The 24894-nt window shown below is 72.1% G+C and carries 26 protein-coding genes and 1 tRNA gene; 19 read left to right on the top strand and 8 right to left on the bottom strand.

Translation table 11 applies throughout. From position 1 onward, the window contains the following. Nucleotides 1-28 precede the first annotated feature (28 nt). Nucleotides 29-829 carry an SDR family NAD(P)-dependent oxidoreductase gene (locus I6G21_RS04115; protein ID WP_129358044.1) on the top strand — a complete coding sequence of 267 codons (801 nt, stop codon included), beginning with the start codon at nucleotides 29-31 and terminating at the stop codon, nucleotides 827-829. Between the two features lie 104 nt (nucleotides 830-933). On the opposite strand, the gene I6G21_RS04110 is transcribed toward I6G21_RS04115, so the two are convergent. After that, nucleotides 934-2025, bottom strand: coding sequence for an alkene reductase (locus I6G21_RS04110; RefSeq protein WP_058731501.1), 1092 nt, complete (start codon nucleotides 2023-2025; stop codon nucleotides 934-936). A 200-nt stretch (nucleotides 2026-2225) separates the two neighbouring features. Here I6G21_RS04110 and I6G21_RS04105 point away from each other — a divergent pair, with 200 nt between their 5' ends. The 13 genes from I6G21_RS04105 (at nucleotide 2226) to I6G21_RS04050 (ending at nucleotide 14238) form a co-directional block, all read left to right on the top strand. Next, complete coding sequence (locus I6G21_RS04105) at nucleotides 2226-3473, top strand: MalY/PatB family protein (protein WP_129358043.1); 1248 nt, start codon at nucleotides 2226-2228, stop codon at nucleotides 3471-3473. A 140-nt stretch (nucleotides 3474-3613) separates the two neighbouring features. After that, a complete protein-coding gene (locus I6G21_RS04100; protein WP_058731499.1) occupies nucleotides 3614-4807 on the top strand; it encodes a zinc-dependent alcohol dehydrogenase in 1194 nt (397 codons plus the stop codon). A gap of 149 nt (nucleotides 4808-4956) precedes the next feature. After that, the gene (locus I6G21_RS04095; RefSeq protein WP_081101456.1) at nucleotides 4957-6273 is read left to right on the top strand and encodes a glutaminase; all 1317 of its coding nucleotides are present in this window, start codon (nucleotides 4957-4959) and stop codon (nucleotides 6271-6273) included. Nucleotides 6274-6381: 108 nt separating this feature from the next. Then, nucleotides 6382-7035, top strand: coding sequence for an EamA family transporter (locus I6G21_RS10655; RefSeq protein ID WP_064725044.1), 654 nt, complete (start codon nucleotides 6382-6384; stop codon nucleotides 7033-7035). Next, nucleotides 6987-7430 carry an EamA family transporter gene (locus I6G21_RS10650; protein WP_064725045.1) on the top strand — a complete coding sequence of 148 codons (444 nt, stop codon included), beginning with the start codon at nucleotides 6987-6989 and terminating at the stop codon, nucleotides 7428-7430. Before I6G21_RS10655 ends, I6G21_RS10650 begins: the two co-directional genes overlap by 49 nt. Before the next feature lie 54 nt (nucleotides 7431-7484). Then, a complete protein-coding gene (locus I6G21_RS04085) occupies nucleotides 7485-7946 on the top strand; it encodes a thiol-disulfide oxidoreductase DCC family protein (protein WP_058743537.1) in 462 nt (153 codons plus the stop codon). Nucleotides 7947-7955: 9 nt separating this feature from the next. Then, entirely contained in the window at nucleotides 7956-8789 is an 834-nt protein-coding gene (locus I6G21_RS04080) for a glutamine amidotransferase (protein ID WP_058731401.1), read from the top strand. A gap of 202 nt (nucleotides 8790-8991) precedes the next feature. Continuing rightward, complete coding sequence (locus tag I6G21_RS04075; protein WP_129358042.1) at nucleotides 8992-10203, top strand: LLM class flavin-dependent oxidoreductase; 1212 nt, start codon at nucleotides 8992-8994, stop codon at nucleotides 10201-10203. A 38-nt stretch (nucleotides 10204-10241) separates the two neighbouring features. Continuing rightward, nucleotides 10242-11126, top strand: coding sequence for a CE1759 family FMN reductase (locus tag I6G21_RS04070; RefSeq protein WP_129358041.1), 885 nt, complete (start codon nucleotides 10242-10244; stop codon nucleotides 11124-11126). Nucleotides 11127-11195: 69 nt separating this feature from the next. After that, nucleotides 11196-11474, top strand: a complete 279-nt coding sequence (locus tag I6G21_RS04065; RefSeq protein ID WP_129358040.1) for a PLD nuclease N-terminal domain-containing protein — start codon at nucleotides 11196-11198, stop codon at nucleotides 11472-11474. 15 nt (nucleotides 11475-11489) lie between these two features. After that, nucleotides 11490-12044, top strand: a complete 555-nt coding sequence (locus I6G21_RS04060; protein WP_129358039.1) for a CPBP family intramembrane glutamic endopeptidase — start codon at nucleotides 11490-11492, stop codon at nucleotides 12042-12044. A 49-nt stretch (nucleotides 12045-12093) separates the two neighbouring features. Beyond that, nucleotides 12094-13518: a sensor histidine kinase gene (locus I6G21_RS04055; RefSeq protein WP_058731398.1), complete on the top strand. Its 1425-nt coding sequence runs from the start codon at nucleotides 12094-12096 to the stop codon at nucleotides 13516-13518. A 57-nt stretch (nucleotides 13519-13575) separates the two neighbouring features. After that, nucleotides 13576-14238 (top strand): LuxR C-terminal-related transcriptional regulator, encoded by a 663-nt coding sequence (locus tag I6G21_RS04050; RefSeq protein ID WP_129358038.1) that lies wholly within the window; start codon nucleotides 13576-13578, stop codon nucleotides 14236-14238. A 452-nt stretch (nucleotides 14239-14690) separates the two neighbouring features. Here I6G21_RS04050 and I6G21_RS04045 read toward each other — a convergent pair whose 3' ends face one another. Further along, nucleotides 14691-15713: a serine hydrolase gene (locus tag I6G21_RS04045; protein ID WP_058731397.1), complete on the bottom strand. Its 1023-nt coding sequence runs from the start codon at nucleotides 15711-15713 to the stop codon at nucleotides 14691-14693. 332 nt (nucleotides 15714-16045) lie between these two features. Here I6G21_RS04045 and I6G21_RS04040 point away from each other — a divergent pair, with 332 nt between their 5' ends. The 4 genes from I6G21_RS04040 (at nucleotide 16046) to I6G21_RS04025 (ending at nucleotide 19217) form a co-directional block, all read left to right on the top strand. After that, nucleotides 16046-16582 carry a type 1 glutamine amidotransferase domain-containing protein gene (locus I6G21_RS04040; RefSeq protein ID WP_058731396.1) on the top strand — a complete coding sequence of 179 codons (537 nt, stop codon included), beginning with the start codon at nucleotides 16046-16048 and terminating at the stop codon, nucleotides 16580-16582. 152 nt (nucleotides 16583-16734) lie between these two features. Beyond that, entirely contained in the window at nucleotides 16735-17331 is a 597-nt protein-coding gene (locus tag I6G21_RS10785; RefSeq protein WP_058731395.1) for a TetR/AcrR family transcriptional regulator, read from the top strand. A gap of 71 nt (nucleotides 17332-17402) precedes the next feature. Continuing rightward, nucleotides 17403-18809, top strand: coding sequence for a galactokinase (locus I6G21_RS04030; protein ID WP_129358037.1), 1407 nt, complete (start codon nucleotides 17403-17405; stop codon nucleotides 18807-18809). 213 nt (nucleotides 18810-19022) lie between these two features. Further along, nucleotides 19023-19217 (top strand): CsbD family protein, encoded by a 195-nt coding sequence (locus I6G21_RS04025; RefSeq protein ID WP_058731393.1) that lies wholly within the window; start codon nucleotides 19023-19025, stop codon nucleotides 19215-19217. Between the two features lie 479 nt (nucleotides 19218-19696). Here I6G21_RS04025 and I6G21_RS04020 read toward each other — a convergent pair whose 3' ends face one another. Together I6G21_RS04020 and I6G21_RS04015 are read right to left on the bottom strand one after the other, a co-directional pair. Continuing rightward, on the bottom strand, nucleotides 19697-20494 hold the full coding sequence (locus I6G21_RS04020; protein ID WP_058731392.1) for a rhomboid family intramembrane serine protease: 798 nt from the start codon (nucleotides 20492-20494) through the stop codon (nucleotides 19697-19699). Nucleotides 20495-20688: 194 nt separating this feature from the next. Continuing rightward, nucleotides 20689-21231, bottom strand: a complete 543-nt coding sequence (locus I6G21_RS04015) for a peptidylprolyl isomerase (protein WP_058731391.1) — start codon at nucleotides 21229-21231, stop codon at nucleotides 20689-20691. 230 nt (nucleotides 21232-21461) lie between these two features. Here I6G21_RS04015 and I6G21_RS04010 point away from each other — a divergent pair, with 230 nt between their 5' ends. Further along, nucleotides 21462-22364, top strand: coding sequence for a hypothetical protein (locus I6G21_RS04010; protein WP_165870007.1), 903 nt, complete (start codon nucleotides 21462-21464; stop codon nucleotides 22362-22364). 183 nt (nucleotides 22365-22547) lie between these two features. Here I6G21_RS04010 and I6G21_RS04005 read toward each other — a convergent pair whose 3' ends face one another. From I6G21_RS04005 to I6G21_RS03990, 4 genes are all read right to left on the bottom strand, one after another. Continuing rightward, entirely contained in the window at nucleotides 22548-22937 is a 390-nt protein-coding gene (locus tag I6G21_RS04005; RefSeq protein ID WP_081046267.1) for a DUF3349 domain-containing protein, read from the bottom strand. A 79-nt stretch (nucleotides 22938-23016) separates the two neighbouring features. Further along, nucleotides 23017-23313, bottom strand: a complete 297-nt coding sequence (locus tag I6G21_RS04000) for a hypothetical protein (RefSeq protein WP_100463477.1) — start codon at nucleotides 23311-23313, stop codon at nucleotides 23017-23019. 3 nt (nucleotides 23314-23316) lie between these two features. Beyond that, nucleotides 23317-24588 carry an inorganic phosphate transporter gene (locus tag I6G21_RS03995; protein WP_081046266.1) on the bottom strand — a complete coding sequence of 424 codons (1272 nt, stop codon included), beginning with the start codon at nucleotides 24586-24588 and terminating at the stop codon, nucleotides 23317-23319. A gap of 230 nt (nucleotides 24589-24818) precedes the next feature. Then, nucleotides 24819-24894, bottom strand: a tRNA-Ala gene (locus I6G21_RS03990).

The raw sequence follows: 24894 nt of genomic DNA, 5'->3' as shown, positions 1-24894 counted from the left end.
ACCACCGTCATCGGAAGGCTTTGAGACCATGGACCTGGGCATCGTGGGCAAGATCGCGCTGATCACCGGAGGGGACTCCGGGATCGGCTGGCACACCGCCCAGCGGCTGCTGGCGGAGGGGGCCGTCGTCGTCATCTCGGATCGGGATGAGGAGAAGCTGGCCGAGGCCGCCCAGCGGCTGGAGGCCCCGGAGGGCCGCCTGCACGCCTTCCCCGCGGACATCACCAGCCAGCAGGACCTGCGCCGTCTGCACGAGCAGGTGCGCGAGGCCGCCGGGAGCATCGACATCCTGGTGCAGTCCGCCGGGATCACCGGCGCCCAGGGGTACTTCCACGAGATCGACGACGCCGGGTGGACCGACACCCTCGAGGTGGATCTGCTGGGCCCGGTGCGCCTGATCCGGGAGTTCCTGCCGGATCTGCGCGAGGGCGGCTGGGGCCGGCTGGTGCTGCTGGCCTCGGAGGACGCCGTGCAGCCCTACGACGACGAGCTGCCCTACTGCGCGGCGAAGGCCGGGATCCTGGCGCTGGCCAAGGGCCTGTCCCGCACGTATGCGCGGGAGGGGCTGCTGGTCAACGCCGTCTCCCCGGCCTTCATCCGCACGCCGATGACGGACGCGATGATGCGGCGGCGCTCGGAGCAGCTGGGCGTCTCCTTCGACGAGGCGATCGAATCCTTCCTGGACGAGCAGCGCCCGCACATGGAGCTCAAGCGCCGCGGCACCCCGGAGGAGGTGGCCCCCGTGATCGCGTTCCTGTGCTCGGACCTGGCGTCCTTCGTCAACGGGTCCAACTACCGCGTGGACTCCGGGTCCGTGGCCACCCTCTGACCCAGCACGCGCCGGCCGGCGCACCGCCCTCGTCACGCTGGGTGCAGGATGTCGCGGACGGTCCGTAGACATCCTGCACCCAGCGCGTCATCGGCGACGGAGGTTCAGCCGGCCTGAGCCCCCTCGCCGGCGAAGGGGTAGTCCGTGTACCCGTGCGGGCCGGGGGCGTAGAAGGTGGACGGGTCCGGGGTGTTCAGCTCCAGTCCCTCCCGCCAGCGGCGTACCAGATCCGGATTGGCGATCAGCTCCCGCCCCACCACCGCGGCATCGGCGAGATCCTCGGCCACGATGCGCCGCGCCTCGGGCAGCTCGGTGACTTCTGCGAACCCGGAGTTCAGCAGGAACGCGCCGGGGAAGCGCCCGCGCAGGTGCGCCACCAGGTCCCCGTCGATCTCCCGGTGCAGCACCGAGAGATAGGCCGGGTGGGCCTCGGCGATGCCGTCCAGCAGCGCATCGTAGGTGGCCAGCACATCCTGCCGATCCCGCTCCAGGGTGCCCTGCACGTTGTGCTCCGGGGAGATGCGCAGACCCACCCGATCCCCGCCGATCTCCTCGGCGACGCCGCGCACCGCCTCCACCGTCAGGCGCGCCCGGGCGGCCGGGGAGCCTCCCCAGGCGTCCTCGCGGTGGTTGGCCGAGGGGCTGAGGAACTCGTGCAGGAGGTACCCGTTGGCCCCGTGCAGCTCGACGCCGTCCGCCCCGGCGTCCACGGCCCGGCGGGCGGCAGCCCGGAACTCCTCGACGATGCGGGGGACCTCCTCGGTGCCCAGGGCGCGGGGCACGGGGGCCTCGGCCTTGCCGGCGAAGGTGTGCACGCCGGTGCCGGAGGCGATGGCGCTCGGCGCCTCGGGCTGGGCGCCGCGCAGCAGATCCGGGTGGGACATGCGCCCGCCGTGCATCAGCTGCAGCACCAGGGTGCCGCCCTCGGCGTGCACCGCCTCGGCGACCTTCGCCCAGCCGGTGGTCTGGGCGTCGTCGGCGATGCCGGCCTGGCCGGGGAAGGCCCGGTTGGTGAAGGCGGTGAAGGTGCCCTCGGTGACCACCAGGCCGGCGGAGGCGCGCTGGGCGTAGTAGCGCGCGTGCAGGTCCGTGGGCACGCCGTCCTCCCCGGCACGCTGGCGGGTCAGGGCGGCCATGGTGATGCGGTTGCGCAGGTGCAGGGCACCGGCCTGCAGCGGATCGAACAGGGTGGTCACGGGCGTGCTTCTTCCCTCGGGGATGCGGACTGTGCCGTGGAACCACCCCGCATGCCCGGCTATTCCCACCCCTCGAAGTCCCCGTATGACGCCGCGCGGTGCCGGGCGGGGTCACCGGTTGCATTCCGCGGGTGGGCGCAGTTGTCTGAGGGGAGCATGAGCCCTCGAGGCGAGGACGAGCGAGAGACCAGGAGACCTGTGTGCACCCCTATGACCAGATCACCGTGGAATCCCTGGTGGGCAAGTCCGGGATCAAGTGGTCCCAGGGCGAGGGGGTGATCGGGGCGTTCATCGCGGAGACGGACTTCGGGGTGGCCGAGCCGATCCGCGCGGCCCTGCGGGACCTGGATGAGCGGGACCTGTTCGGCTACGCCCCCGCGTGGATGGTGCGGGAGCTGCAGGAGGCCACGGCCGAGCTGTACGCGCAGGAGCACGGCTGGCGCGTCCCCGCCCGGCAGGTCGCGCCCCTGCCGGATGTGATCGCGGGGTTCGCGGCCTTCCTGGACGTGTTCACCGCCCCCGGGGCCCCGGTGATCCTGCCGACCCCGGCGTACATGCCGTTCCTGCGGGTCCCTGGGCTGCACGAGCGCCGGATCATCGAGGTGCCGATGCGCCGGGATCCCGAGGCGAGCACCCCCTGGCGGCTGGATCCGGCGGATCTGGAGACGGCCTTCGCGGCGGCCGACGCCGAGCTCGCCGCGGCCGCGGCATCCGGGGACGCGGCCTCGCGGTCCACGGCCGGGGAGGGACCGCGCCATCGGGGTCCGGTGCTGATCCTGTGCAATCCGCACAATCCGACGGGCAAGGTCCACACCCGGGAGGAGATGGCCCAGATCGCCCGGGTCGTGCAGGCCCATGACGGGTGGGTCTTCTCCGATGAGATCCACGCCCCCGTGGTCTACTCCGGTGCCCGCCACGTTCCCTACGCCTCCACGGGGGCCGCGGCCGCGGGCCACACGGTCACGGCCACCGCGGCGTCGAAGGCCTTCAACATCCCGGGGCTGCGCTGCGCCCAGCTGCTCTTCTCCGACGAGGCCGACGCCGCCCGCTGGGCCGAGCGCGGGGAGTTCGTCTCCAAGTCGGCGTCGAACCCGGGGATGCTGGCGACGACGGCGGCCTACCGCGAGGCCCGCGTCTGGGCCCGGGAGACCCGGGACTACCTGGAGGGCAATCGGGATGAGCTGGGGGATCTGCTGACCCAGCACCTGCCGGGGGTGGGGTGGATCCCGCCGCAGGCGACCTTCCTGGCCTGGCTGGATGTCTCCGCGCTGGGCATCCCGGGGTGTCCGCAGGAGTTCTTCCTGGAGCGGGCCGCGGTGAGCCTGACCGACGGCGCCCAGTGCGGGCAGGGCCTGGGCGGGCACGTGCGCCTGAACTTCGGGATGCCCCGCCCGGTGCTGCGCGAGGCCGTGGAGCGGATGGGTCGGGCCGCAGCCCAGCTGGCCTGAGCGCGGTCCGAGGAGGCGGCCGAACCCGTCGAATCGGCCGCTGACCTGGTGACACGTCGGCTCAGAAGGTCGCATAATGGAGGGACACGGATCCGCGCCGCAGGCCGCTGGAGCCACCGAACCACACGGAGGAGAACACCATGCGCGCACTGACCTGGCAGGGTCCCGGATCGGTCGAGATCGCCGAGGTCCCCATGCCCGAGCTGCGGGATCCCACCGATGCGATCGTTCGGGTCACCTCGACGGCGATCTGCGGCTCGGACCTGCACCTGTACGGGGTGCTCGGGCCGTACATGGGCCGCGGAGACGTCCTGGGCCACGAGTTCATGGGCGTCGTGGAGGAGGTCGGCGCGGAGGTGACCGGCCTGCAGGTCGGGGACCGCGTCGTCGTGCCCTTCAACATCTCCTGCGGGCGCTGCTGGATGTGCTCGCGAGGCTTCTACGCCCAGTGCGAGACCACCCAGAACACCGAACGTGGCACCGGCGCGTCGCTGTTCGGCTTCAGCAAGCTCTACGGGGAGGTTCCGGGCGGGCAGGCCGAGTACGTGCGGGTGCCGCATGCGGACTTCGGACCGGTGAAGGTCCCCCACGGCTTCGCCGACGAGCGGGCCCTGTACCTCTCCGACATCCTGCCCACCGCGTGGCAGGGCGTGGCGTGGGCGAACGTCCCCGACGGCGGCACGCTGGCGGTGATCGGCGCCGGGCCGATCGGTCAGCTGGCCGTGCGCTCGGCACGCCAGCAGGGCCACGCGGAGCGGATCATCGCCGTGGATCTGGTGGATGAGCGGCTGGAGCTGGCCCGGGCCTGGGGCGCGCAGACCATCGACCTGCGCGAGGTGGATTCGGTCGGGGATGCGATCCGGGATCTGACCGGCGGACGCGGAGCGGATTCGGTGCTGGATGCCGTGGGCATGGAGGCCCACGGGAACCCGGTGGCCGAGCAGGTGGTGAAGGCCGTGGGGAAGCTGCCCGGCGGCGTCGGGCAGAAGGTCATGGAGACCGCCGGGATCGACCGCACCGCGGCGCTGCTCAGCGCGATCGACGGCGTGCGCCGCTCCGGCACCGTGTCCATCAGCGGGGTGTACGGCGGCACCGCCGATCCGCTGCCGATGATGACGATGTTCGACAAGGGGATCCGCCTGGCGATGGGTCAGTGCCACGTGCGGCAGTGGACCGAGGAGCTGTCCGAGATCCTCTTCCAGGACGAGGACGTGCTGGGGGTGGAGCAGCTGGCCACCCACCACCTGGCCCTCTCCGATGCCCCGGAAGCCTATGACATGTTCCGGGATAAGCGGGACGGCTGCATCAAGGTGGTCCTGGACCCCACCCGCTGACGCCGGGCCGGCTCAGTCGGGCCCCGGCTCCGGTCCAGGCCCGATGGCACGCTGGGTGCAGGATGTCGCGGACGGTCCGCGACATCCTGCACCCAGCGTGACGACCCGCGCCGAGGACGGCGCGGCCGCACCCACTACGCTGGATTCCCATGAGAACCCCCGTGCCCGAGTACCTGTCCGAGCTGCTGGATGCCGTGCGCGAGAAGGACGGAGGTGCCGTCGCGGACTACATCCCCGAGCTGGCCAAAGCGGACCCGGGGCTGTTCGGCGTCGCCCTGACCACCGTGGACGGGCGCACCTACTCCGCCGGGGACGACGAGCACGAGTTCTCCATCCAGTCCATCTCCAAGCCCTTCGCCTACGCCGCGGCGCTGACGGACCGCGGGGTGGAGGAGATCATGTCCAAGGTCTCCGTGGAGCCCTCCGGGGAGGCGTTCAACGAGCTGTCCCTGGAGCGGGGCACCAACCGCCCCAAGAACCCCATGATCAACGCCGGGGCGATCGCGGTGCACAGTCTGCTGATGAACCCGGAGGCCTCCCTGGAGGAGCGCGCCGCGCACACGGTGGAGTTCTTCTCCCGGCTGGCCGGGCGGGAGCTGCAGATGGACGAGGAGGTGTTCCGCTCCGAGCTGGAGACCACGGACCGCAACATGGCCCTCGCGCACATGCTGCGCAACTACGGGATGTTCGAGGAGCACGCGCACAACGTGGTGGCCGGGTACGTGGCCCAGTGCGCCATCCGGGTCACGGTCCGGGACCTGGCGATCATGGGTGCCACGCTGGCCAACGGCGGGGTGCAGCCGAGCACCGGGGAGCGGGTCTGCTCCCCGGAGGTGGCCCGGCAGGTGCTGGCGGTGATGGTCTCCGCGGGGATGTACGACGCCTCGGGGACGTGGTTCGCCGACGTCGGGATCCCGGCGAAGTCCGGGGTGGCCGGGGGTGTGCTGGGGGTGCTGCCGGGGCAGCTGGGCATCGGCGTGCTCTCCCCGCGCCTGGATGCGCAGGGCAATTCGGTGCGCGGGGTGCAGGTGTTCCGGAAGCTCTCCGACGACATGGGCCTGCACCTGATCAACGTCCACGCCTATGGGCACGACGCGGTGCGCTCGGTGCGCCAGGTGGGCCGGGATCTGATCATCAAGCTGCAGGGGAACATCGGGTTCACCGGTGCGGAATCCGTGCTCTCCCAGCTGGAGTACGTGCAGCCCCCGGAGCACGGCGCCGTGATCTTCGATCTCACGCGGGTGACGAGCCTGAACGACGTCGGGCGGCGGATGCTCCTGGAGGGGATGCTGCGGCTGAAGCAGGATGGTGCCCGGGTGGGGCTGATCGACACGGACGGGGTGCTGCCGGATCCGGATCTGGGCGATGGCACCTACCCGGAGCGGCGCGGGCGCATCCGCGCCGCCCTGCGCACCGCCCAGACCCTGCGCCAGCCGGAGACGACGTACCCGCACAGCACCCGCTGACATCGCCGATCGCGCTGACGCCCCCGGTTCCGACGACGCTCACCCGAGCGTCCACGCGGGGTGCCCGGCCCCGCGGCGTCGGGCCCCCGAGGAGAGGAGACCGGGCCGATGAGCACCACCGCACACCCCGCCCAGCAGACGCGGGCCGGATCCGGCGTCCTGCTGGTCATCGGCTCGTGCATCTCCCTGCAGTTCGGCGCGGCCATGGCCACCCAGCTGTTCGCCCCGCTGGGCTCCTGGGGGGTGACGACGCTGCGCCTGGTGCTCGGCGCCGTCGTGCTCCTGGTGCTCACCCGCCCGGCCGTGCGCGCGTGGGACCGGCGGCAGTGGCGGGCCGTGGTGCTGTTCGGGGCGACGATGGCGCTGATGAACGGCTTCTTCTACGCCGCGATCGCCCGCATCCCGCTGGGGGTGACGGTGGCCCTGGAGTTCCTGGGGCCGCTGGTGCTCTCCGCGGTGACCTCCCGGCGGGGACTGGACTTCGCATGGGTGGGTCTGGCCCTGGGCGGGATGGCCCTGCTGGGGGTGCAGTCCGTGCTGGGCGGGGCGGGTCTGGATCCCCTCGGGGCGGTCTTCGCGCTGATCGCCGGGCTGTTCTGGGCCGGGTACGTGCTGGCCAGCGGGCACGTGGGTCGGCTGGTGCCGGGCACGGGCAGACTGGCGGCGTCGATGACGGTGGCGGGTCTGCTCCTGCTGCCGGTGGGGCGGGCAGCGTGGTGCGGGCAGGGCAGGAGCCGCATCTGCTGGGCCTGGCGCTGCTGACCGCCCTGCTGGCCTCGGTGATCCCGTACTCCCTGGAGCTGGCGGCGCTGCGGCGGGTGCTCGGCCAGGTGTTCAGCATCCTGCTGAGCCTGGAGCCGGCGTTCGCGGCGCTGTTCGGCTGGCTGCTGCTGTCCCAGCGCATCGAGGGGCTGCGGCTGCTGGCGATCGCCCTGGTGGTCCTCGCCTCGATGGGCACCACGGTCTCCGCCTCCCTGGGGGCGCGGCGTACCCGGCGCCGGGTGGCGCGACAGGCCGAGGATGAGCCGGCCGGGCTCGTCCCGCCGGAGGAGGTCGTGGTGGGGGTGGGCACCGGCGCCCTGCCGGTGGTGGCCGCCGCACCGGAAGCGCCGAGCGGTTCCCGTCAGGCGCAGGGACCGTCGCATCCCCTGGGGTGAGCTCGCGGCGTGACCACCGCATGCGGTGGGACGGACGCGGCTATCCTGGGCCGCATGCGAGTCTTCGTCTTCGACGATGCCTGCGGCCCGTGCACCCGGGCGGCGGCCTTCCTGCACCGACGCGCCGGAGCGGGTGCCGCGGACGCGGGGCTGACGGTGCTGCCCTTCTCCCAGGTGCGCGAGGAGCTGGATGGCGCCGCCCGCGAGCGCTTCACCCGCGAGGCCCTGTACGCGCAGGGCCCGGCGCCGGCGGGCACCCTTCCGGCGGATGGCTCTGCGGGGGATCGCCCGGCGGCAGCGGTGCGCGCGATGCCCGCGGGGTGGGAGCTGCCGGGCCGCGCGGCCTGGGGGCACGCGGCGATCGCCCGGGCGCTGCTGGCCTCCCCGCACCGGGCGGATCGGCTGGCCGGCCGGGTGATCCTGGCCCGCCCCGTCGCCCCGGCGGCCCGCCGGGTGTACGGGTGGGTGGCCCGGCATCGTCGGGTGCTCAATCCGCTCTTCCCGCCGGCTGGCTAAGCTGGGGCCATGCTGCCCTTCCTGCTGATCCAGACCCGCGACGATGACGCCGTGGTGGCCGACGAGCTGCGCTCCACCGCCGAGCTGGGCGGCTTCGGTCCCGGTGAGCTGGTGCAGCTGCAGCTGGATCGGATCTTCGCGGAGGATCCGCGCCCGGCCACCGGCGCGCCGGAGCCGGGCGATGAGGCGGACAGCCCCCTGGCGTCGTCGGAGCAGCAGGCGCCCCCGGCCCTGGACTGGCCGGCGATCCTGCAGGCGCATTCCGGGGTGATCCTGTGCGGCAGCCCGTTCAACTCCTCGGATCCGGAAGAGTCCAAGTCCGCGCTGCAGCGGCGGGTGGAGGCGGAGCTGCGGCGGATGCTGGATGAGGTGGTCCGCCGGGACTACCCGTTCTTCGGCGCCTGCTACGGGGTGGGCACTCTGGGCCTGCACCAGGGGGCGGTGGTGGATCGGACCTTCTCCGAGGAGGCCGGGCCGATCCGGGTGACGGTGACCCCGCAGGGTCGGCAGGATCCGCTGCTGGCCGACGTCGAGCCGGTGTTCCAGGCTTTCGTGGGCCACAAGGAGGCGGTGCGCACGCTGCCGCCGGGGGCGGTGCTGCTGGCCGGGGGCGAGGCCTGCCCGGTGCAGATGTTCCGCATCGGGGCGAACATGTACGCCACGCAGTTCCACCCGGAGCTGGATCAGCGGGGCCTGCTGCACCGGCTGCGCGTGTACGCGAACCACGGCTACTACGACCCGGAGAACGCCCAGGAGCGCTTCGACGCCGTGCGCGCGGCCGAGGTGACCCAGCCCCAGCGGATCCTGGCGAACTTCCGCCGCCGCTACGCCCGCTCGGCCTGAGCGGCCCTCCCCCTCCCCGGGGCGCCGCGGACCCGTCATCGGACGCCGCGGGCCCGTCGTCGGCACTTGCGACCACCGCCGAATCATTTGACGCATCAACTTTTTTTACCCGGGAATAAAGCCCACACACCCGAGGTTGGACCGGTCAGACCACGAAGCAGCACCGCCGGGAGGCGGAGCACGAGGCGAAGGAGCCGAGACCATGCAGTTCGGGATCATGACCATCGGGGACGTCACCCAGGACCCCACCACCGGCACCACCCCCACCGAGCACGAGCGCATCCGCAGCACCGTGGAGATCGCGAAGAAGGCCGAGGAGATCGGCATGGACGTCTTCGCGACCGGCGAGCACCACAACCCGCCGTTCGTGGCCCCGGCCAACCCGCCGGTGCTGCTGGCCAACATCGCCGCGCAGACCGAGAAGATCATCCTGTCCACCTCCACCACCCTGATCACCACCAATGACCCGGTGCGCCTGGCGGAGGACTACAGCTACCTGCAGCACCTGGCGGAGGGCCGGGTGGACCTGATCATGGGCCGCGGCAACACCGGCCCGGTGTACCCGTGGTTCGGCAAGGACATCCGGCAGGGCATCCCGCTGGCGGTGGAGAACTACAACCTGCTGTACCGGCTGTGGCACGAGCAGACCGTGAACTGGCAGGGCAAGTTCCGCACCCCGCTGCAGTCCTTCACGCTCACCCCGCAGCCGCTGGACGGCGTCGCGCCGTTCGTGTGGCACGGGTCGATCCGCTCCCCGGAGATCGCGGAGCAGGCGGCGTACTACGGCGACGGCTTCCTGCACAACAACATCTTCTGGAACAAGGAGTTCACCCAGCAGATGATCGAGCTGTACCGGCAGCGCTACGAGCACTACGGCCACGGCGCGGCGGATCAGGCCTTCGTGGGCCTGGGCGGGCACGTGTTCATGCGGCCCAACTCGCAGGACGCCCGCCGGGAGTTCCGCCCGTACTTCGACAACGCCCCGGTCTACGGCCACGGGCCCTCCATGGAGGACTTCATGGATCAGACCCCGCTGACCGTGGGCTCCCCGCAGGAGGTCATCGAGAAGACGCTGAGCTTCCGCGAGTACGCGGGGGACTACCAGCGGCAGCTGTTCCTCATCGACCACGCGGGCCTGCCGCAGAAGACGGTGCTGGAGCAGCTGGACCAGCTGGGTGAGATCCTGCCGACCCTGCGCAGGGAGTTCGACGCCGGGCGCCCGGCCCACGTCCCCGAGGCCCCGACCCACGAGTGGCTGGTGCGCCGCCACGAGGACGGCATGGACCCGGTGCCCGGGGGTCGCCCGGATTCCCCGGCGGGCCGGGAGCGCGCCGCCCAGCAGGAGCGGCAGGCCGAGCAGGCCGGGGGCGACGTCGACGCCGCCGGCGCCCGGCAGGACACGACGCAGCGGTAGAGTCCGCACGAGCAGACGGCAGCGAGGAGTTGACGGTGATGACGAGAGCATCGGAGAGGATCCGCCTGGTGGTGGTCTCCGCCGGGATGGGGGAGCCCTCCTCCACGAGCCTGCTGGGCGAGCGGCTGGCCGAGGCCTCCCGGGCCGCCCTGGAGGCCTCCGGGCTGGCGGTGCGCATCGAGCAGATCGGCCTGCGGGGCCTGGCCCACGGGATCGCGGATCACCTGACCATGGGCTTCCCCTCGGGGAAGCTGGCTCAGGCGCTGGACGCGGTGCGCGCGGCGGACGCGGTGATCGCGGTGACGCCGACCTTCAAGGCGGGGTACACGGGGCTGTTCAAGTCCTTCTGGGACCTCACCGAGGACGGGGACATCGCCGGGACCCCGGTGCTGCTGGCGGCCACCGGCGGCTCGGCCCGGCATTCGCTGATGATCGACACGGCCCTGCGCCCCCTGTTCTCCTATCTGCGCGCGGACCTGGTGCCCACCGGTGTCTTCGCGGCCACGGAGGACTTCGGTGCCGACGCCGCCCTGCAGCAGCGCATCGATCGGGCCGGGGCGGAGCTGGCCCAGCGGGTGGCCTGGCGCGCCGGGACCGCGCTGGGCAGCCGGGACGATGCCGAGGACGTGCCGATCCCGGCGTCGGTCCCGGATGAGGACGCCGTGCCCGCCGAGCACGAGGGAACCGCGCACGAGGGCGGCGCGCACCGGCCCGACGGCGCAGGATCTGCGAGTTCGGCGGCGGACGGCCCGATCCCGGACGCGCGGGCGGCCCGGGCGGTGGACTCGGAGCTGAACGCGGGCCAGGGTGAGGGCTTCCGCCCGGCCTCGGGACTCTCCGCGCTGAAGCTGACCCCGTTCGATCAGCTGCTGGGGGACCAGGCGCCGTCGTCCTCGTCGGGCGGGGCCCGGGCCGGGAAGTAGACCCAGCTCTACCCCGGTTCACACCCTCCCCCACTGTGCGGCCGGGGCGGCGCGAGAAGACTGGATGCCATGATCACCGACATCTTCTCCGCCACCCTGGCCGCCGTGACCCTCCAGGAGTCCGCCCTGACCTGGGGGACCCTGGGAGTGATCGCGGCGGTCTCCCTGGGTCTGCTGGCCCTGCTGTTCGCGACCCTGGTCTCCATCGTCGCCTCCCCGCGCTACGCGGCGGGCGGCAAGGCCCTGTGGATCCTCGCGGTCTTCGCCTTCCCGGTGCTGGGGCCGCTGGCCTGGTTCATCGCCGGGCGCACCACGGGCCTCGAGCGCTCCCCCGCCCCGGTGCGCTGACGAGGGGGACCCGCCATGACCGAGCACGTCCTGGGTACCCTCCCCCACGACGACGCCGCGGCCGGCGGGCGCACCACGGGCGGTCTCGCGGCGCGGCTGGGTCTGGTGGCCCCGCAGCGCTCGCTGCACCACCTGTGGTGGGAGGTCCCGCTGGCCCTGCTGGCGCAGGGTCTCGTGCTGGCCGTCTCCGCGTCGGTGCTGCTGACGGAAGGCGTGCCCGCCCGGGATCCCGCGGGCCCGGCGTACCGGGAGATGCCCTGCGGGGTGTTCGTCCTCGGGGTGGTGCTGACGGTGGTGGCGGTTCCGCTGCTGCAGGAGCTGCTGCTGCGCCGCGGCCTCCTGGACTGGCTGCTCCCGCGCACGGGGGCGCCGGGGGCTGTCGCCCTGAGTGCTGCGGCCACGGCTCTGCTGCATCCGGTGCCGGTGCTGATGCTCCCGGCCGCGGTGGGCGGACTCGCCTGTGCGCTGTCCTACCGCTGGCACGCCAGCCTGTGGGCCCCGTGGATCCTGCACGCGGCCCTGACCGCCCCGCTCGCCGGGGCCACGCTCGTCGTCCTGCTCGCCCCGTGATCCCGATGCCGACCACCGACCCCCTGCACCGCGGGGAGAATGGACCACGATGAGAACCAGCCTGTGGCGGTGCCTGGCCCGGCCCGCGTACCTCTTCTCCGCCGCCCCGTGGGCGGCGCTGCTCGCCCTGATCACCCCGCCGGTAACGCTGCTCCTGTGCACCGGGATCGTGGTGTTCGTGCCCATCCTGGTGCTGGGCGGGGAGACGGCGGTGCCCCCGGTGGTAACCGCCATCTTCGGCCTGCTCATCCTGGTCAGTCCCCTGCTGCTGCTGGCCCTCGCCCCGGCCGGCGCCGTCTGGTACGGGCACGTGCAGCGGTGGCTGCTGCGCATGCTCGGCTTCCGCGGGGTGTCCAACGCGCACGTGCCGCTGCCGGTGCGGCCCGTGAAGCGGTGGTTCTCCGTGCGGTACCGGGAGCCGGCCACGTGGCGGGAGGTGCTGGCCAGCGTCATCGACGCCGTCGCCGCCGTGCTGTTCACCCTCCTGCTGGGCGCGGAGGCCTTCGTGCTGGGGGTGTGCGCCTTCTGCGCCGGGTACCTGGGGATCTACCGGGCGCCCCTGGAGGACATGACCGGCGCCCCGTGGCGGCTGCGCATCGTGGACGGGGAGCTGACGGGCAGCTCCGCCTCCTACACCCCGGAGGACTGGTGGCGCTTCGCCGCCGCCGGGCTGGTGGCGCTGCTGATCTTCGGGTACCTCAACGGTCTGGTGGCCGCCGCGTGGGCCTCCCTGACCAAGGCGCTGCTGGCCCCGCGCCCGGAGGAGATCCAGCGGCAGGTGGACCGGCTGACCTTCTCCCGCGCCGCCATCATGGAGTCCTTCGAGGCGGAGCGGCGCCGGATCGAACGGGACCTGCACGACGGCGTGCAGCAGGAGCTGGTCAACCTCAGCCTGCGCCTGGGTATGGTGCAGATGGAGCTGGGGACCCTGAGCGCCGAGGGCGCCCGGACCGGGCCGGCGCAGCGGCAGCTGGCCCAGGCACAGGAGCAGACCACCCACGCCCTGCAGACCCTGCGCAACACGGTCCGCGGGATCTACCCGGCCGTGCTGGAGGATCACGGGCTGCGGGCGGCCCTGGAGGAGCTGGCCAACAACGCGCTGCTGCCCACGGAGCTGACGTGGGCGGCGTGCGCGAAGCTGCCGCCCGACGTCGAGCGCACCGCCTACTACGCGGTCAGCGAGGCCATGACCAACGCGCTGAAGCACTCCGCGGCCACCCGGCTGCGCATCACCGCGCACACCGCGCAGGGGGCGCTGACGGTGCAGGTGCACGACGACGGGCAGGGCGGGGCGGACGCCGCCCGCGGCTCCGGGATCAGCGGACTGGACGAGCGCGCCCAAGCCCTCGGCGGCTCGGTCACCGTGGACTCTCCGGTGGGCGGGCCCACGGTGCTGCGGCTGTGGCTACCCTTGGTTGCGGAGCGTCCCGGGCACAGCCTGCCGTGGGGCGCCCCGCGGGTCACCCGGATCTGACCGGTTCCGGCGGTCGGCCCGCGCTCGCCGTCGTCCCCGTGGGAAAGGCCCCGTACCGTGCGCATCGTCCTCGCCGAAGACTCGACCCTGCTGCGCGAGGGCTTGGTGATGGTGCTGACCCGCATGGGCCACGAGGTGATCCGGCAGGTGGGCGACGCCCCGGGGCTGCTGGCGGCGGTGGCCGAGGAGCAGGGCCGGGAGGGCCTGGACGTGGTGATCACGGACGTGCGGATGCCCCCGGGCAACGCCTCGGACGGGCTGCAGGCCGCCCAGCAGCTGCGTCAGCGCTACCCGGGGCTGCCGGTGCTGGTGCTGTCCCAGTACATCGCGGCGGCCTACGCCCGGGAGCTGTTCTCCGCGGACTCCGCCGGGTTGGGGTATCTGCTGAAGGACCGGGTGGGGCGGATCGAGGATTTCTCTCGTGCCCTGGAGACGGTGACCGGCGGCGGGAGTGTGATCGACCCGGACGTGGTCCAGCACCTGATGGGTTCGGCACGGCAGGATCAGCGTTCGGGTGCTCTGGAGCGGCTGACCCCGCGGGAGCGGGAGATCCTGCAGCTGATGGCGGAGGGGAAGTCCAACCAGGAGATCGAGGCGCAGCTGTTCGTCTCCTCGGCGACGGTGGCCAAGCACATCGGCAACATCTTCGACAAGCTGGGGCTGGACCCGGATACCGGCAACCGCCGCGTGCGCGCGGTCCTCGCCTTCCTGCAGCGCTGAGGCGCGTGGCGGCGTCGGGGTGATGCCGCCTACGGGTACCGGGAGAAGTCGATGTCGGTCCAGTTGTAGGCGACGGTGAGATGGATCGGGGGATGAATCTCCTTGCTGACCCTCTCGGCGAGCCCCCGGAACCAGAGCGCCATCGCCAGCTCACCATCAGAGCTGTTGAATTCATCATCCCGTGCAGTTCGAACCACAGACTCGCCCAGGTGCGCAGATCCCTCTTCAGGTCATCAGGAAGGGCGATGAACCACTCAGCATCCTCGCGCTCCTCAACCCAGGAGATACCGGTGAACGGGTACTCATCCCATACGGGAGCCATGATCAGCTCATCGTCATCGATTTTCCTGACCCTCCAGGAGTGAATAATCTCCCTGATTCTGTTCAGCATCTCCCACTCCTCGTTCATCCTTGCCCTGGGGCTCTGTGTGTCCTGATCCTGTCCTGGTGCGTCAGGCGGCCTTGGCGCTGAAGTAGGCCTGCACGGCGTCGGAGGCCGCCTGCTGACCCGTCTGCTGGTCCGCGAACCCCTGGGAGACGACCGCGACGGCGTAGGCGTCCTCCCCCACGGTCACCACGGCGGAGGAGGTGATGTGCCAGGCCCCGGTGTCCTCCGGCAGCCATCCGTTCTTCACCGAGACGTCCGTGACCTTCCGCCCAGCCACCTCCTTCCCGGACATCACGCCCCCGCCCCAGTTCTGGGAGGAGTTATCCGGGGTCATCAGCGAGCGCAGGTAGTCCAGGTCATCGGCCTCCACCCAGTCCACGCCCTCGGCGATGCCGCGCATGATCTGCACCTGGTCCTGCGCCCACGTGCGGTCATCTCCCCAGGAGCCCTGCGAGCGGGTGCGCCGCACGCCCAGCTTCTCGTAGGTGGTGTTCAGAACCTCCGCGGCCTGCGGGTCCCGGTAGTCGACGATGCCGGAGGTGTCTGCGGCGGAGCCGGGCAGGTCCCCGGTGATGCTGCGCTGGGTGTCACCGAGCCCGAGGAACAGCTGCTGGGTCGCGGCGTTGTCTGAGTAGACGACGGACTGGGTCATCAGGTCCTTCTGGTGCTCCCCCAGCCGGCCACCCGCCTCCTTGGCTTGGCGCAGCACGGACAGGGCGATGGGGATCTTCACGACGCTGGCCTCGTAGCTCCACGTATCCGGGTGGTAGGCGTAGGTGCGGCCGGCGGCGACGTCGTAGGCGGCGAGGCTCAGCCGCGCGCCGTCGTACTTCCCGCTGACCTCGTCCAGCACGGCGGTCACGGCGTCCGAGGCCTCATCCCGCGGGGCCTGGGCGGCATCGGACACGGTGCTCTCGGCGGCCTGCCGCTCTGCCGTGGACGCCCCGCAGGCGCTCAGGGCGAGACCGAGCACGGCGGCCGAGCCCATTCCCAGGGCCCGACGCCGCGTGATCGGCCGGGTGCCCGCCGCCGGGGACGTCGCGGAGCGGGTTCTCTTCCCTCGGTTCGGGTCTGAGGTGTACTCCATCCGCTCAGCCTAGGGAAGTCGGTCGGGGTGGGTCCATGCCCCGGGGCGCCGGAATCCCCTCGACGCCGAGACCGCACTGTCTCGCCGAAACCGTACATAGGTGCCGAGACCGCACCCGTCGGGTACGGCTTCGGCACCTTCGTACGGTCTCGGCAGCGATGTACGGTCTCGACGCCGGAGGGCGGCGTCCTCAGCGCAGAGCGGACGCCCGTTCCCCGAGCCCCTGGTCAGGGCCTAGTTTGGAAGCGGAACAGGCGGCGCCGCCCCGCCCGCGGGCCCAGCGAGTCCGGGAGCCGGCGAGCGCCGCACCTCACCGACTACGAGAGGACGTCATGGCTGACCTCACCGGAAAGAAGATCGCCTTCCTGCTCACCGACGGCGTCGAGCAGGTGGAGCTGACCGAGCCCCGCAAGGCCCTGGATGAGGCGGGGGCGCAGACCGTCATCGTCTCCCCCGCCGAAGGCACCCTCACCGCGATGAAGGGGGACTGGGACCACGCGGACACCTTCCCCGTGGACCAGCCGCTGGCCGAGGCGAAGGCCGAGGACTACGACGCCCTCGTACTGCCCGGCGGCACCATCAACGCGGATACCCTGCGCATCCAGGACGGCGCCACGGACTTCCTCACCGCCTTCCTGGATGCGGATAAGCCCGTGGCCGCGATCTGCCACGCCCCGTGGCTGCTGGCCCAGGCCGACGTCGCCCGCGGCCACCGGCTGACCTCCTTCGAGTCCATCGCCGCGGATCTGAAGAACGCCGGGGCGCAGTGGGAGGACTCCCAGGTGGTCGTGGACGGCAACCTCATCACCAGCCGCAACCCCGGCGACCTCGAGGCCTTCTCCGCCGCGATCATCGACGCCCTCTCCTGATCCGAGGCTGATCCGACGGGACTGAGCGAGGGCAGGGCTGACCGAGGTCGGCCCTGCCCGACTCGCGTCCCGGCCGCCATTCCCGCAGGGCCGACCGAGCCATCCTCGCGGGATCGGCCGAGTCGCCCCGGCGGCCCGGATAGACTGCACGGGTGGCCCTGACCCGTGAGCGCATCCTCGAGACCGCCCGAGATCTGCTGCGCTCCTACGGCCTGGGGGACCTGTCCATGCGTCGGCTCGCGACCGAGCTGGGCGTGGCCCCCGGGGCCCTCTACTACCACGTGCGCAGCAAGCAGGAGCTGCTGAGCCTGCTGGCCACCCGGCTGCTGGCCGACACGACCCGGCCCGAGGAGATCCCGCAGGACCTCCGGGAGATCGCCGAGGAGCTCACCGCCACCGCCTTGAGCGTGCTCGCGGCCCTGACCGAGGTCACCGACGCCCCCGAGGTGGTCTCCGTGGCCCTGGCCCTGCATCCCGACTCCGTACCCCAGCGCGAGCGCGTCCGCCGTCTCCTGCTGGCCGCGGGCCTGACCCCGCGCCGCGCGCAGTGGGGTGCGCACCTGCTGCTGGCGAGCGTGCTGGGGCTGGCCCAGCAGGCCCAGGATCGCGCCCTGATGCTCGACGCCGGCCCCGATGAGTCCTCCCCCGCGGCCCGGGCGGACCGGGCGGCCGAGGAATTCGGGGTGCGCGCCGTCGTGCGCGGGCTGCTGCCGCACCCACCCGGCGGCCCCATGCCGCCGAGCACCTAGAATCGTCGGGGACCGCGGCGTCCCGACGCCGCATCTCCTCGCCCCCACGATCCAGAAATGAGTCCGCTTCGATGCCCCAGTCCCCCCAGCACGTCCTCGCCCGGTGGGCGCAGCTGCCGGACCACGAGCAGCACGTGCGCACGGTGACCCGGGCCTTCCGGGAGCGCTACGGCCAGGACCCGGACGGCGTGTGGTCCGCCCCGGGGCGGCTGAACCTGCTGGGCGAGTACGTGGACTTCAACGGCGGCAGCGCCCTGCCCACCCCGCTGCCGTACCGCACGCTGATCGCCGCCCGGCTGCGCACCGACGGCGTGCTGCACGCCGAGTCCCTGCAGCTGCCCGGCGCCCCGGAATCCCGGGTCGCGGACATCGCTCCGGGCACGGTCTCCGGGTGGTTCAGCTACGTCGGCGGCGTCGCCTGGGCCCTGAACCAAGAGGGCGGGGCGGATCTGGCCCTGCCCCCGGATTTCGGGGCGGACCTGCTCATCGACTCGACGGTGCCCGTGGGTGGGGGCCTGTCCTCCTCCGCGGCCCTGCTGGCGGCCACCGCGCTGACCCTGCTGGAGCTGTCCTGCCCGCTGCGCGCCCCCGCCGGCCTGCCGGGCCTGCCGGTGGGCGGGTGCTCCCCGGACGACGACGCCCTGCGCGCCCGCCTGGCCCAGGTCTGCATCACCGCGGAGAACCGGGTGGCCGGGGCCCGCACCGGCGGGCTGGACCAGACGGCGGCCCTGCGCTCGCTGCCCGGTCAGGCCGTGGCCATCGACTTCCGGGACTTCTCCCTCCAGCCGGTGCCGGTGGATGCCGCCGCGGCGGGCCTGGCCTTCCTGGTCATCGACACCAACGCCCCGCACGATCTGGCCGATGGTCAGTACTCGGCGCGCCGGCAGGCCTGCGAGACGGCGGCCCGCGCCGCCGGCGTCGAGCATCTGCGGGACCTGCTGCCGGAGGAGCTGGGCTTCCCCGAGCTGAACGCGCAGGAGGCTCGGCGGGCCCGCGAGCGCGCCGTGGACGACGCCCTGGCGCGGCTGCGGGAGGTGCCGGGGCTGTCGGAGCAGGTGGAGCCGGTGGTGCTCACCGGGTGGATCCGCCACGTGTTCACGGACATGGCGCTGGTGGAGCGGGCCCGCGCCCTGTTCACCCGCCGCTTCCCGGCCGATCCGCGGCAGCACCCCGAACAGGTGCGGGCCGTGTGGGAGGAGTTCGGGCAGCTGTTCACCACCTCCCACGCCTCGATGCGCGATGACCTGCAGGCCTCCCGCCGGGAGCTGGACGTCGCGGTGGCCACCTGCCTGGAGCACGGCGCCCTGGGGGCTCGGATCGTGGGCGGCGGCTTCGGCGGGGCCGTGCTGGCCCTGGTGGAGGCCGACCGGGTGGAGTCCACGGCCCAGGCCGTCGCGCAGGCCTTCGCCGCGCGGGACTTCGCCGCCCCGGTGTTCCTGCCGCTGGCCCCGGGACGGCCGGCCCACCGGGACCGCTGAGCACCGGTTCGACGTCAGCACCGCTGAACACCGGGACCGCCGAGCACCGGCCCGACGCCGGGTTCGCGCGGGCTCGTGTCTGCCGGTCGTGAACACGGGCCCGCGCGGCAGCGCTGAGGTTCACAGCACACCCGCGGTGGCCTAGGGTGAGGAATCAACAGGTGGTCCGCACCGCATACCGAGGGGGGCCATCGCCTCACGAAAGGAGCCACCATGGGTATCGAGGACAAGGCCGAGAACAAGGGCCAGGACTTCGCCGGCACCGCCAAGGAGAAGGTCGGCGAGGCCGTGGGCAACGACGATCTGAAGAACGAGGGCAAGGCCGACCAGCTCTCCGCCGCCGTCAAGGACGGCGCGGAGAAGGTCAAGGACGCCGCCCGCAACATCGGCGAGAAGTTCAAGAAGTGAGCTGACTCCCCGCGTTCGGGAGCGCCGCCGCGGCACCCGCGTCTGCAGACGCCGGGACCGTGACGGCTCCCGCCGAGAAGGCCCGCGATCGAGGCCACCCCCGGGTGGCTCCGGTCGCGGGCCTTTCGTCGTCTCCGGGGATCGGGGGCTGTCGCCCACCGCGCGGCGAAGACCCGACGCGGGTCCGGGGCCTGCCGGCGGGAATCACAAGAATCCCGGCTCGGGCCGTCCACCACTCTCCCCACCCGTGCAGAAAAGTTATCCACAGGAGTGGACAAGTCTGTGGGTTTCCGGCCGGCAGGCGGTCATCCGGCCCGATCTTCCGCGGATCTCGGCCATCCACAGGGGTGCCTGCGACGGTGGAGTGACACCCGTGTAGTTATTAACAGCTGTGGACAGACCCTGTGGAGAACCCTCCCCACCCTCAGGATTCGTGTAATCACAAGAATCTCAGGGCCGGACCCGCCGCCCCGGAGCGGCTAGCGCAGCCGACGCCGTCGGGCCCGCAGCCGCGGGGAGGCGACGTCGAACAGCAGGGCCGTCAGCGCCCCCACGATCAGACCGCCCACGTGGGCCTGCCAGGAGATCCCCGGGACCACGAACCCGAAGACCAGGTTCACCGCGATCAGCACCACCAGTCCCCCGGTCTCCCCGCCGCGGAAGCGGGTCCAGGCGAAGAAGGCGCCGAACAGCCCGAAGATCCCGCCGGAGGCGCCCACCACCCATGTTCCCGGGGAGAGCAGGTACACCGCGGCGGATCCGCCCAGCACGGACAGCGCGAACACGACGGCGTAGCGCCAGGACCCGAGGCGCGGCTCCAGCGCCTGGCCCACGATGTAGAGGCTGTACATGTTCAGCAGCAGGTGGGTGAGGGAGCCGTGCACGAAGGCGCTGGTGAGCATCCGCCACGGCTGCACCGCGGTCAGCGCGGGATGGTACGCCAGCTGCGCGGTGATCCGATCCCCCGTGACCACCTGCAGCAGGAACACCACCACGCAGACACCGATGATCCCCCACGTCACCGGCAGCACCCCGGCCCGCGGGAACAGCCCGGCCCCGCCCCCGCGCCGAGCGCCCCCGGCGGCCTGCTGCGCCTGGTGCACGCAGTCCACGCACTGCACGCCCACCGGCGCCTGCACCTGACAGGAGGAGCAGACGGGGCGCCCGCAGCGGGAGCAGCGCACGTAGGCGGGCCGGTCGGGGTGGCGGGGGCAGACGGGCACCTCGCCGGGCTGATCCTCGATGCGCTGCCCGTACCGGGGCGGGTCCTGGTCCATGGGGTCTCCTCGTGGGTCGATGGGTCCCCGCCGGGAAGCGGGGGGAGCGTGCGGATACGGCTCAGGCCCACCCGCGAGCGCGGATGGGCCTGGAAGCGTGGGCGGCGCCGGGCCCGGGGCTCACGCGGCGCGGCTCCCGGAAAGCGGGAGACGGCGCGCGGCGCCCGGGCGGCGTCGTGCGGGTGCGGCTGGTGCTACAGCTGCTTGATGTCGATGGATTCGATGACGACGTCCTCCACCGGCCGGTCCATCATGCCGGTGGCCACGCCCTCTATCTCGTCGACGACCTTCTTGGAGTCCTCGTCCGCGACCTGCCCGAAGATGGTGTGCTTGCCCTGCAGCCAGGTGGTGGGCACGGTGGTGATGAAGAACTGGGAGCCGTTGGTGCCCTTGCCGCCGCGGGTGCCGGCGTTGGCCATGGCCAGCATGTACGGCTCGTTGAAGTCCAGCTCGGGGCTGATCTCGTCGTCGAACTGGTACCCGGGGCCGCCGATGCCCTGGCCCAGCGGGTCCCCGCCCTGGATCATGAAGTCCCGGATGATGCGATGGAAGATCACGCCGTCGTACAGCGGGGTGTTCTTCTTCTCCCCGGTCTTGGGATCGGTCCACTCCTGCGAGCCGTCCGAGAGGCCGATGAAGTTCTTGACGGTCTTCGGCGCGTGGTTCCCGAACAGATCCACCACGATGTCCCCGTGGTTGGTGTGGATGGTCGCTTGCGCGGTGGGGTTAGCAGTCATGCTCGTCATCCTCCCACGCGCGCGCGAGGCCGCCCAAGATCTTTCCGCCTTGAGTGAAAACGACGACGGGCCGGTGCCGCCTCCGCGCGACACCGCGGCGTCCCAGCCCATAAGCTGGTGACGGACGACAAGTGACGCGGTGCCGTCCCGCCGGTGTTACCCCGGCGGATACGCGCGACACGTCCGGGGAGAGGCCCCGGCCGCACCGCGTCCGCAAGGAGGGATGACTCGTGGCGTGCCACCAGAAGAAGGCTGAGAAGAAGGCCAAGGAAGCCCAGAAGCAGGCGGCCAAGAAGGCGAAGAAGGCCCAGAAGGTCGTCAGCTCCCGCTTCCAGGACCAGGCAGAGAAAGCCCAGGATCTCGCCCAGGGCCTCGGCGCCAAGCTGCAGGACCAGGCCGACAAGGCCAACCACTGGGTGCAGAAGGAGGTGACTCCGCGCGTGCAGGAGGGCCTGGACAAGGCCTCCCCCGCCGTGGAGAACGCCGTCGCCAAGGGCCGGGCGCAGGCCGGTGCGGCCGCCGCGGCCCTGGCCCAGAAGCTGGACTCCGTGGACGCCGGCGATGACCGCGTGGAGGCCCTGGCCCAGAAGCTCACCGGGGACAAGAAGGCCGTGAAGAAGTACCAGAAGCAGGCCGTGAAGTCCGCGAAGAGCTTCGCCAAGGAGCAGAAGAAGGCCCAGCGCAAGTCCCACAAGGGCTGGCTGGTCTTCGGGCTGCTGGCCGCCGGCACCGCCGCGGCCGTGGCCGCCTGGCGCGCCTCCCGCCCCGTGGAGGATCCGTGGAAGACCCCGGCCGACGCCGCCCAGCCGGCCAAGGACCAGTCCTCCCGCCCGGCCGCCCCGGCCAAGCCCGCCGAGGAGACCGCCGCGGATTCCCAGGCCGGGTCCGCCGGGAAGTCCACGCTGAAGGATCAGCAGGTGACCAAGCCGGCCTCCGCGAAGGCGCCCTCCAACCAGGAGGTCTCCGAGCACGTGGATGCCAAGGACACCAGCCACCCCGGCCCGGGCGCGCCCCTGAACAAGGCGGCCACCCCGGACCCCAAGAAGGCGGACACCGCCAAGCCCGCCGAGGTCAAGGACTCGCAGAAGTCCGGCGCCAAGAGCCGCGAGAACGTGGAGGGCAAGGAGGCCTGAGCCTCCTGACCTGATCCCACGGCCTGCCCGGCCGCGCGAGAACGCCGCCGCCCCCTCATCTCACGATGAGGGGGCGGCGGCGTCTCTCATGGTGCCGGGTCCCCGGCGGCGACGCGCTGCCGTGGCCGGCGCGCCCGGGCGGGGTGTCCCTCCGCTGCGTCGTGCGGGGGCGCTCGACGGGGCTCAGGCGCCGTCGTCGTCCTCCCGGTCGTCGTCATCCGGGGAGCCGGGCCGGCCCTCGCCCGCGGCACCCAGGCTCGGGCCCTCGTCATCGTCGTCCTGCGGGTCTTCCGGGTCCTCCGCCCGGCCGAGGGAGCGCAGATTGTCCTCCACGCGGCGCACGTCGGTGGGAGAGGGCATCTCGTCGGTGACCTTGGTGATCTCCACGCCGATGTCCACGGAGTCGGCGGGCACCAGACCGGCCGCGGCCAGCTGGCGGGTGACGTCCTGGATCTCCTCCTCGCCGAGGCGGCGGCGCAGCACCGCCATGAGCGGGATGTAGTCCTGGGAGGGCATCCCGTGCGGGTAGCCGGCACGCAGCCACTGGATCAGCGAGCTCACGAAGTTGGGCACTGGTGTCCCCCGTCCTCCCGCGTGTGGCGGCGGGTTCCGATGTCGACGGCGGGAGCGTCTCCTGATCCCGCGGGCCGCGTCACTTCTTGGCGGCGCCCAGCAGGTCGAACCCGGTGGTGTGGTAGATGAAGTCCTTGGCGATCCACAGGATGCCGAGGAGGATGATCGCCGCGATCAGGACGAAGATCGCCGCGGAGACCGCCCGCAGCACGGGGCTGGCGGGCGCGGTCTGCACCACGGTCCCGTCCGGCCGGGTCTCGGTGCTCCCAGCGGAGATCCGCATCGCGAGGGCGAATAGGGCTGGCATCCCCGCGCCGAGCACGAGTCCGGCGATGGTCACGGGGAGGAGGTTGGCGATGAGGGAGAGCATCTCCATGGGTCAGGCTCCGTGCTTCTGCTGGCGGCGGGACGCGGTGGCGCCCACGGGGGTGAGGTGGTCCTGGTCGAGGATCTCCCCGGCGGCGGCCGAGACCATGGGGCGATCCGGGCCGTTCTCCACGGACAGGGCGGCCTCGGTCTCCCAATCGGCGTTGACGTTGCCGGAGTCCACCGGGTTCTTCCGGGAGTGGCGCCACATGTACCCGGCCAGGGCGGCCATGATCAGGAAGACGACGCCGGTGCCGACCAGCTGGTTGCTGACCAGGGACACGCCGTGGGCGATCAGCCAGCACACCGCGCCGACCGCGGCGGCCGCGGGCAGCGTGATGACCCAGGCCACCGCCATCCGCCCGGCCACGCCCCAGCGCACGTCCGCGCCCTTGCGGCCCAGGCCGGTGCCGAGGATGGATCCGGTGGCCACGTGGGTGGTGGACAGGGCCATCCCGAAGTGGGAGGAGGTCAGGATGATCGCGGCCGAGGCGCCCTCGGCGGCCATGCCCTGCGGGGAGTCGATCTCCACCAGGCCCTTGCCCAGGGTGCGGATGATCCGCCAGCCGCCCAGGTAGGTGCCCAGGGCGATGGCCCCGGCGCAGGAGAGCTTGACCCAGAACGGGATGTCGGCGGAGGGATCGATCGCGGAGGAGGCCACCAGGGCCAGGAAGATCACGCCCATGGTCTTCTGGGCGTCGTTGGTGCCGTGGGCCAGGGAGACCAGGGAGGCGGTGCCCACCTGGCCCCAGCGGAAGCCGCGCTCCTTCTGCTGCTCCCCGACCCGGCGGGTGAAGCCGTAGATGAGGGAGGTGCCCACGGTGGAGATGAGGCAGGCGATGACGGGTGCGGCCAGGGCCGGGATGATGACCTTGGCGACGATGCCGGACCACAGCACCCCGGAGACCCCGAGACCGGCGATGGTCGCGCCGATCAGCCCGCCGAACAGGGCGTGGGAGGAGCTGGAGGGCAGCCCCAGCAGCCAGGTGAGCAGGTTCCACACGATGCCGCCGACCAGGCCGGTGAACACGATGAGGATCAGCCCGTCCCCTTCGGCCATCTTGAGGTTCACGACCTCCTTGCCGACGGTCTTGGCGACCTCCACGGACAGGAAGGCGCCCACGAGGTTGAGCACCGCGGACAGGGCGACGGCGACCTTGGGCTTGAGCGCCCCGGTGGCGATGGAGGTGGCCATCGCGTTGCCCGTGTCGTGGAAGCCGTTGGTGAAGTCGAAGACCAGCGCCGTGATGATCACGATCGCGAGGATGATGAGTTCAGGGGTCACGGATCGATTATGCCGCCGCGCGGACCGGACGCGAGGCCCGCCAGGGTGAACTTCAGATGAACTTCGCCGCGCGAAGCTGGACACCGCAGCGAGTCACATGGTCGGCGTCACAGAGGCGATCACGGGTGCTGCGCGGAGGGGACCGGAGATGCCGCGCGGGCGGGGACACGGGGCGGATGCGGCGAAGCCGCGGTCCCGATGCGGGAGCCGCGGCTTCGTTCCGATGTCCGTGGTGGAGACGAGGGGACTCGAACCCCTAACCCTCTGCTTGCAAAGCAGATGCGCTACCAATTGCGCCACGTCCCC

Source organism: Rothia kristinae, assembly GCF_016028855.1.
Lineage (GTDB): Bacteria > Actinomycetota > Actinomycetes > Actinomycetales > Micrococcaceae > Rothia > Rothia kristinae.
Note: the sequence above shows the minus strand (reverse complement) of the source record. Positions and strands in the feature narration are given on the sequence as shown.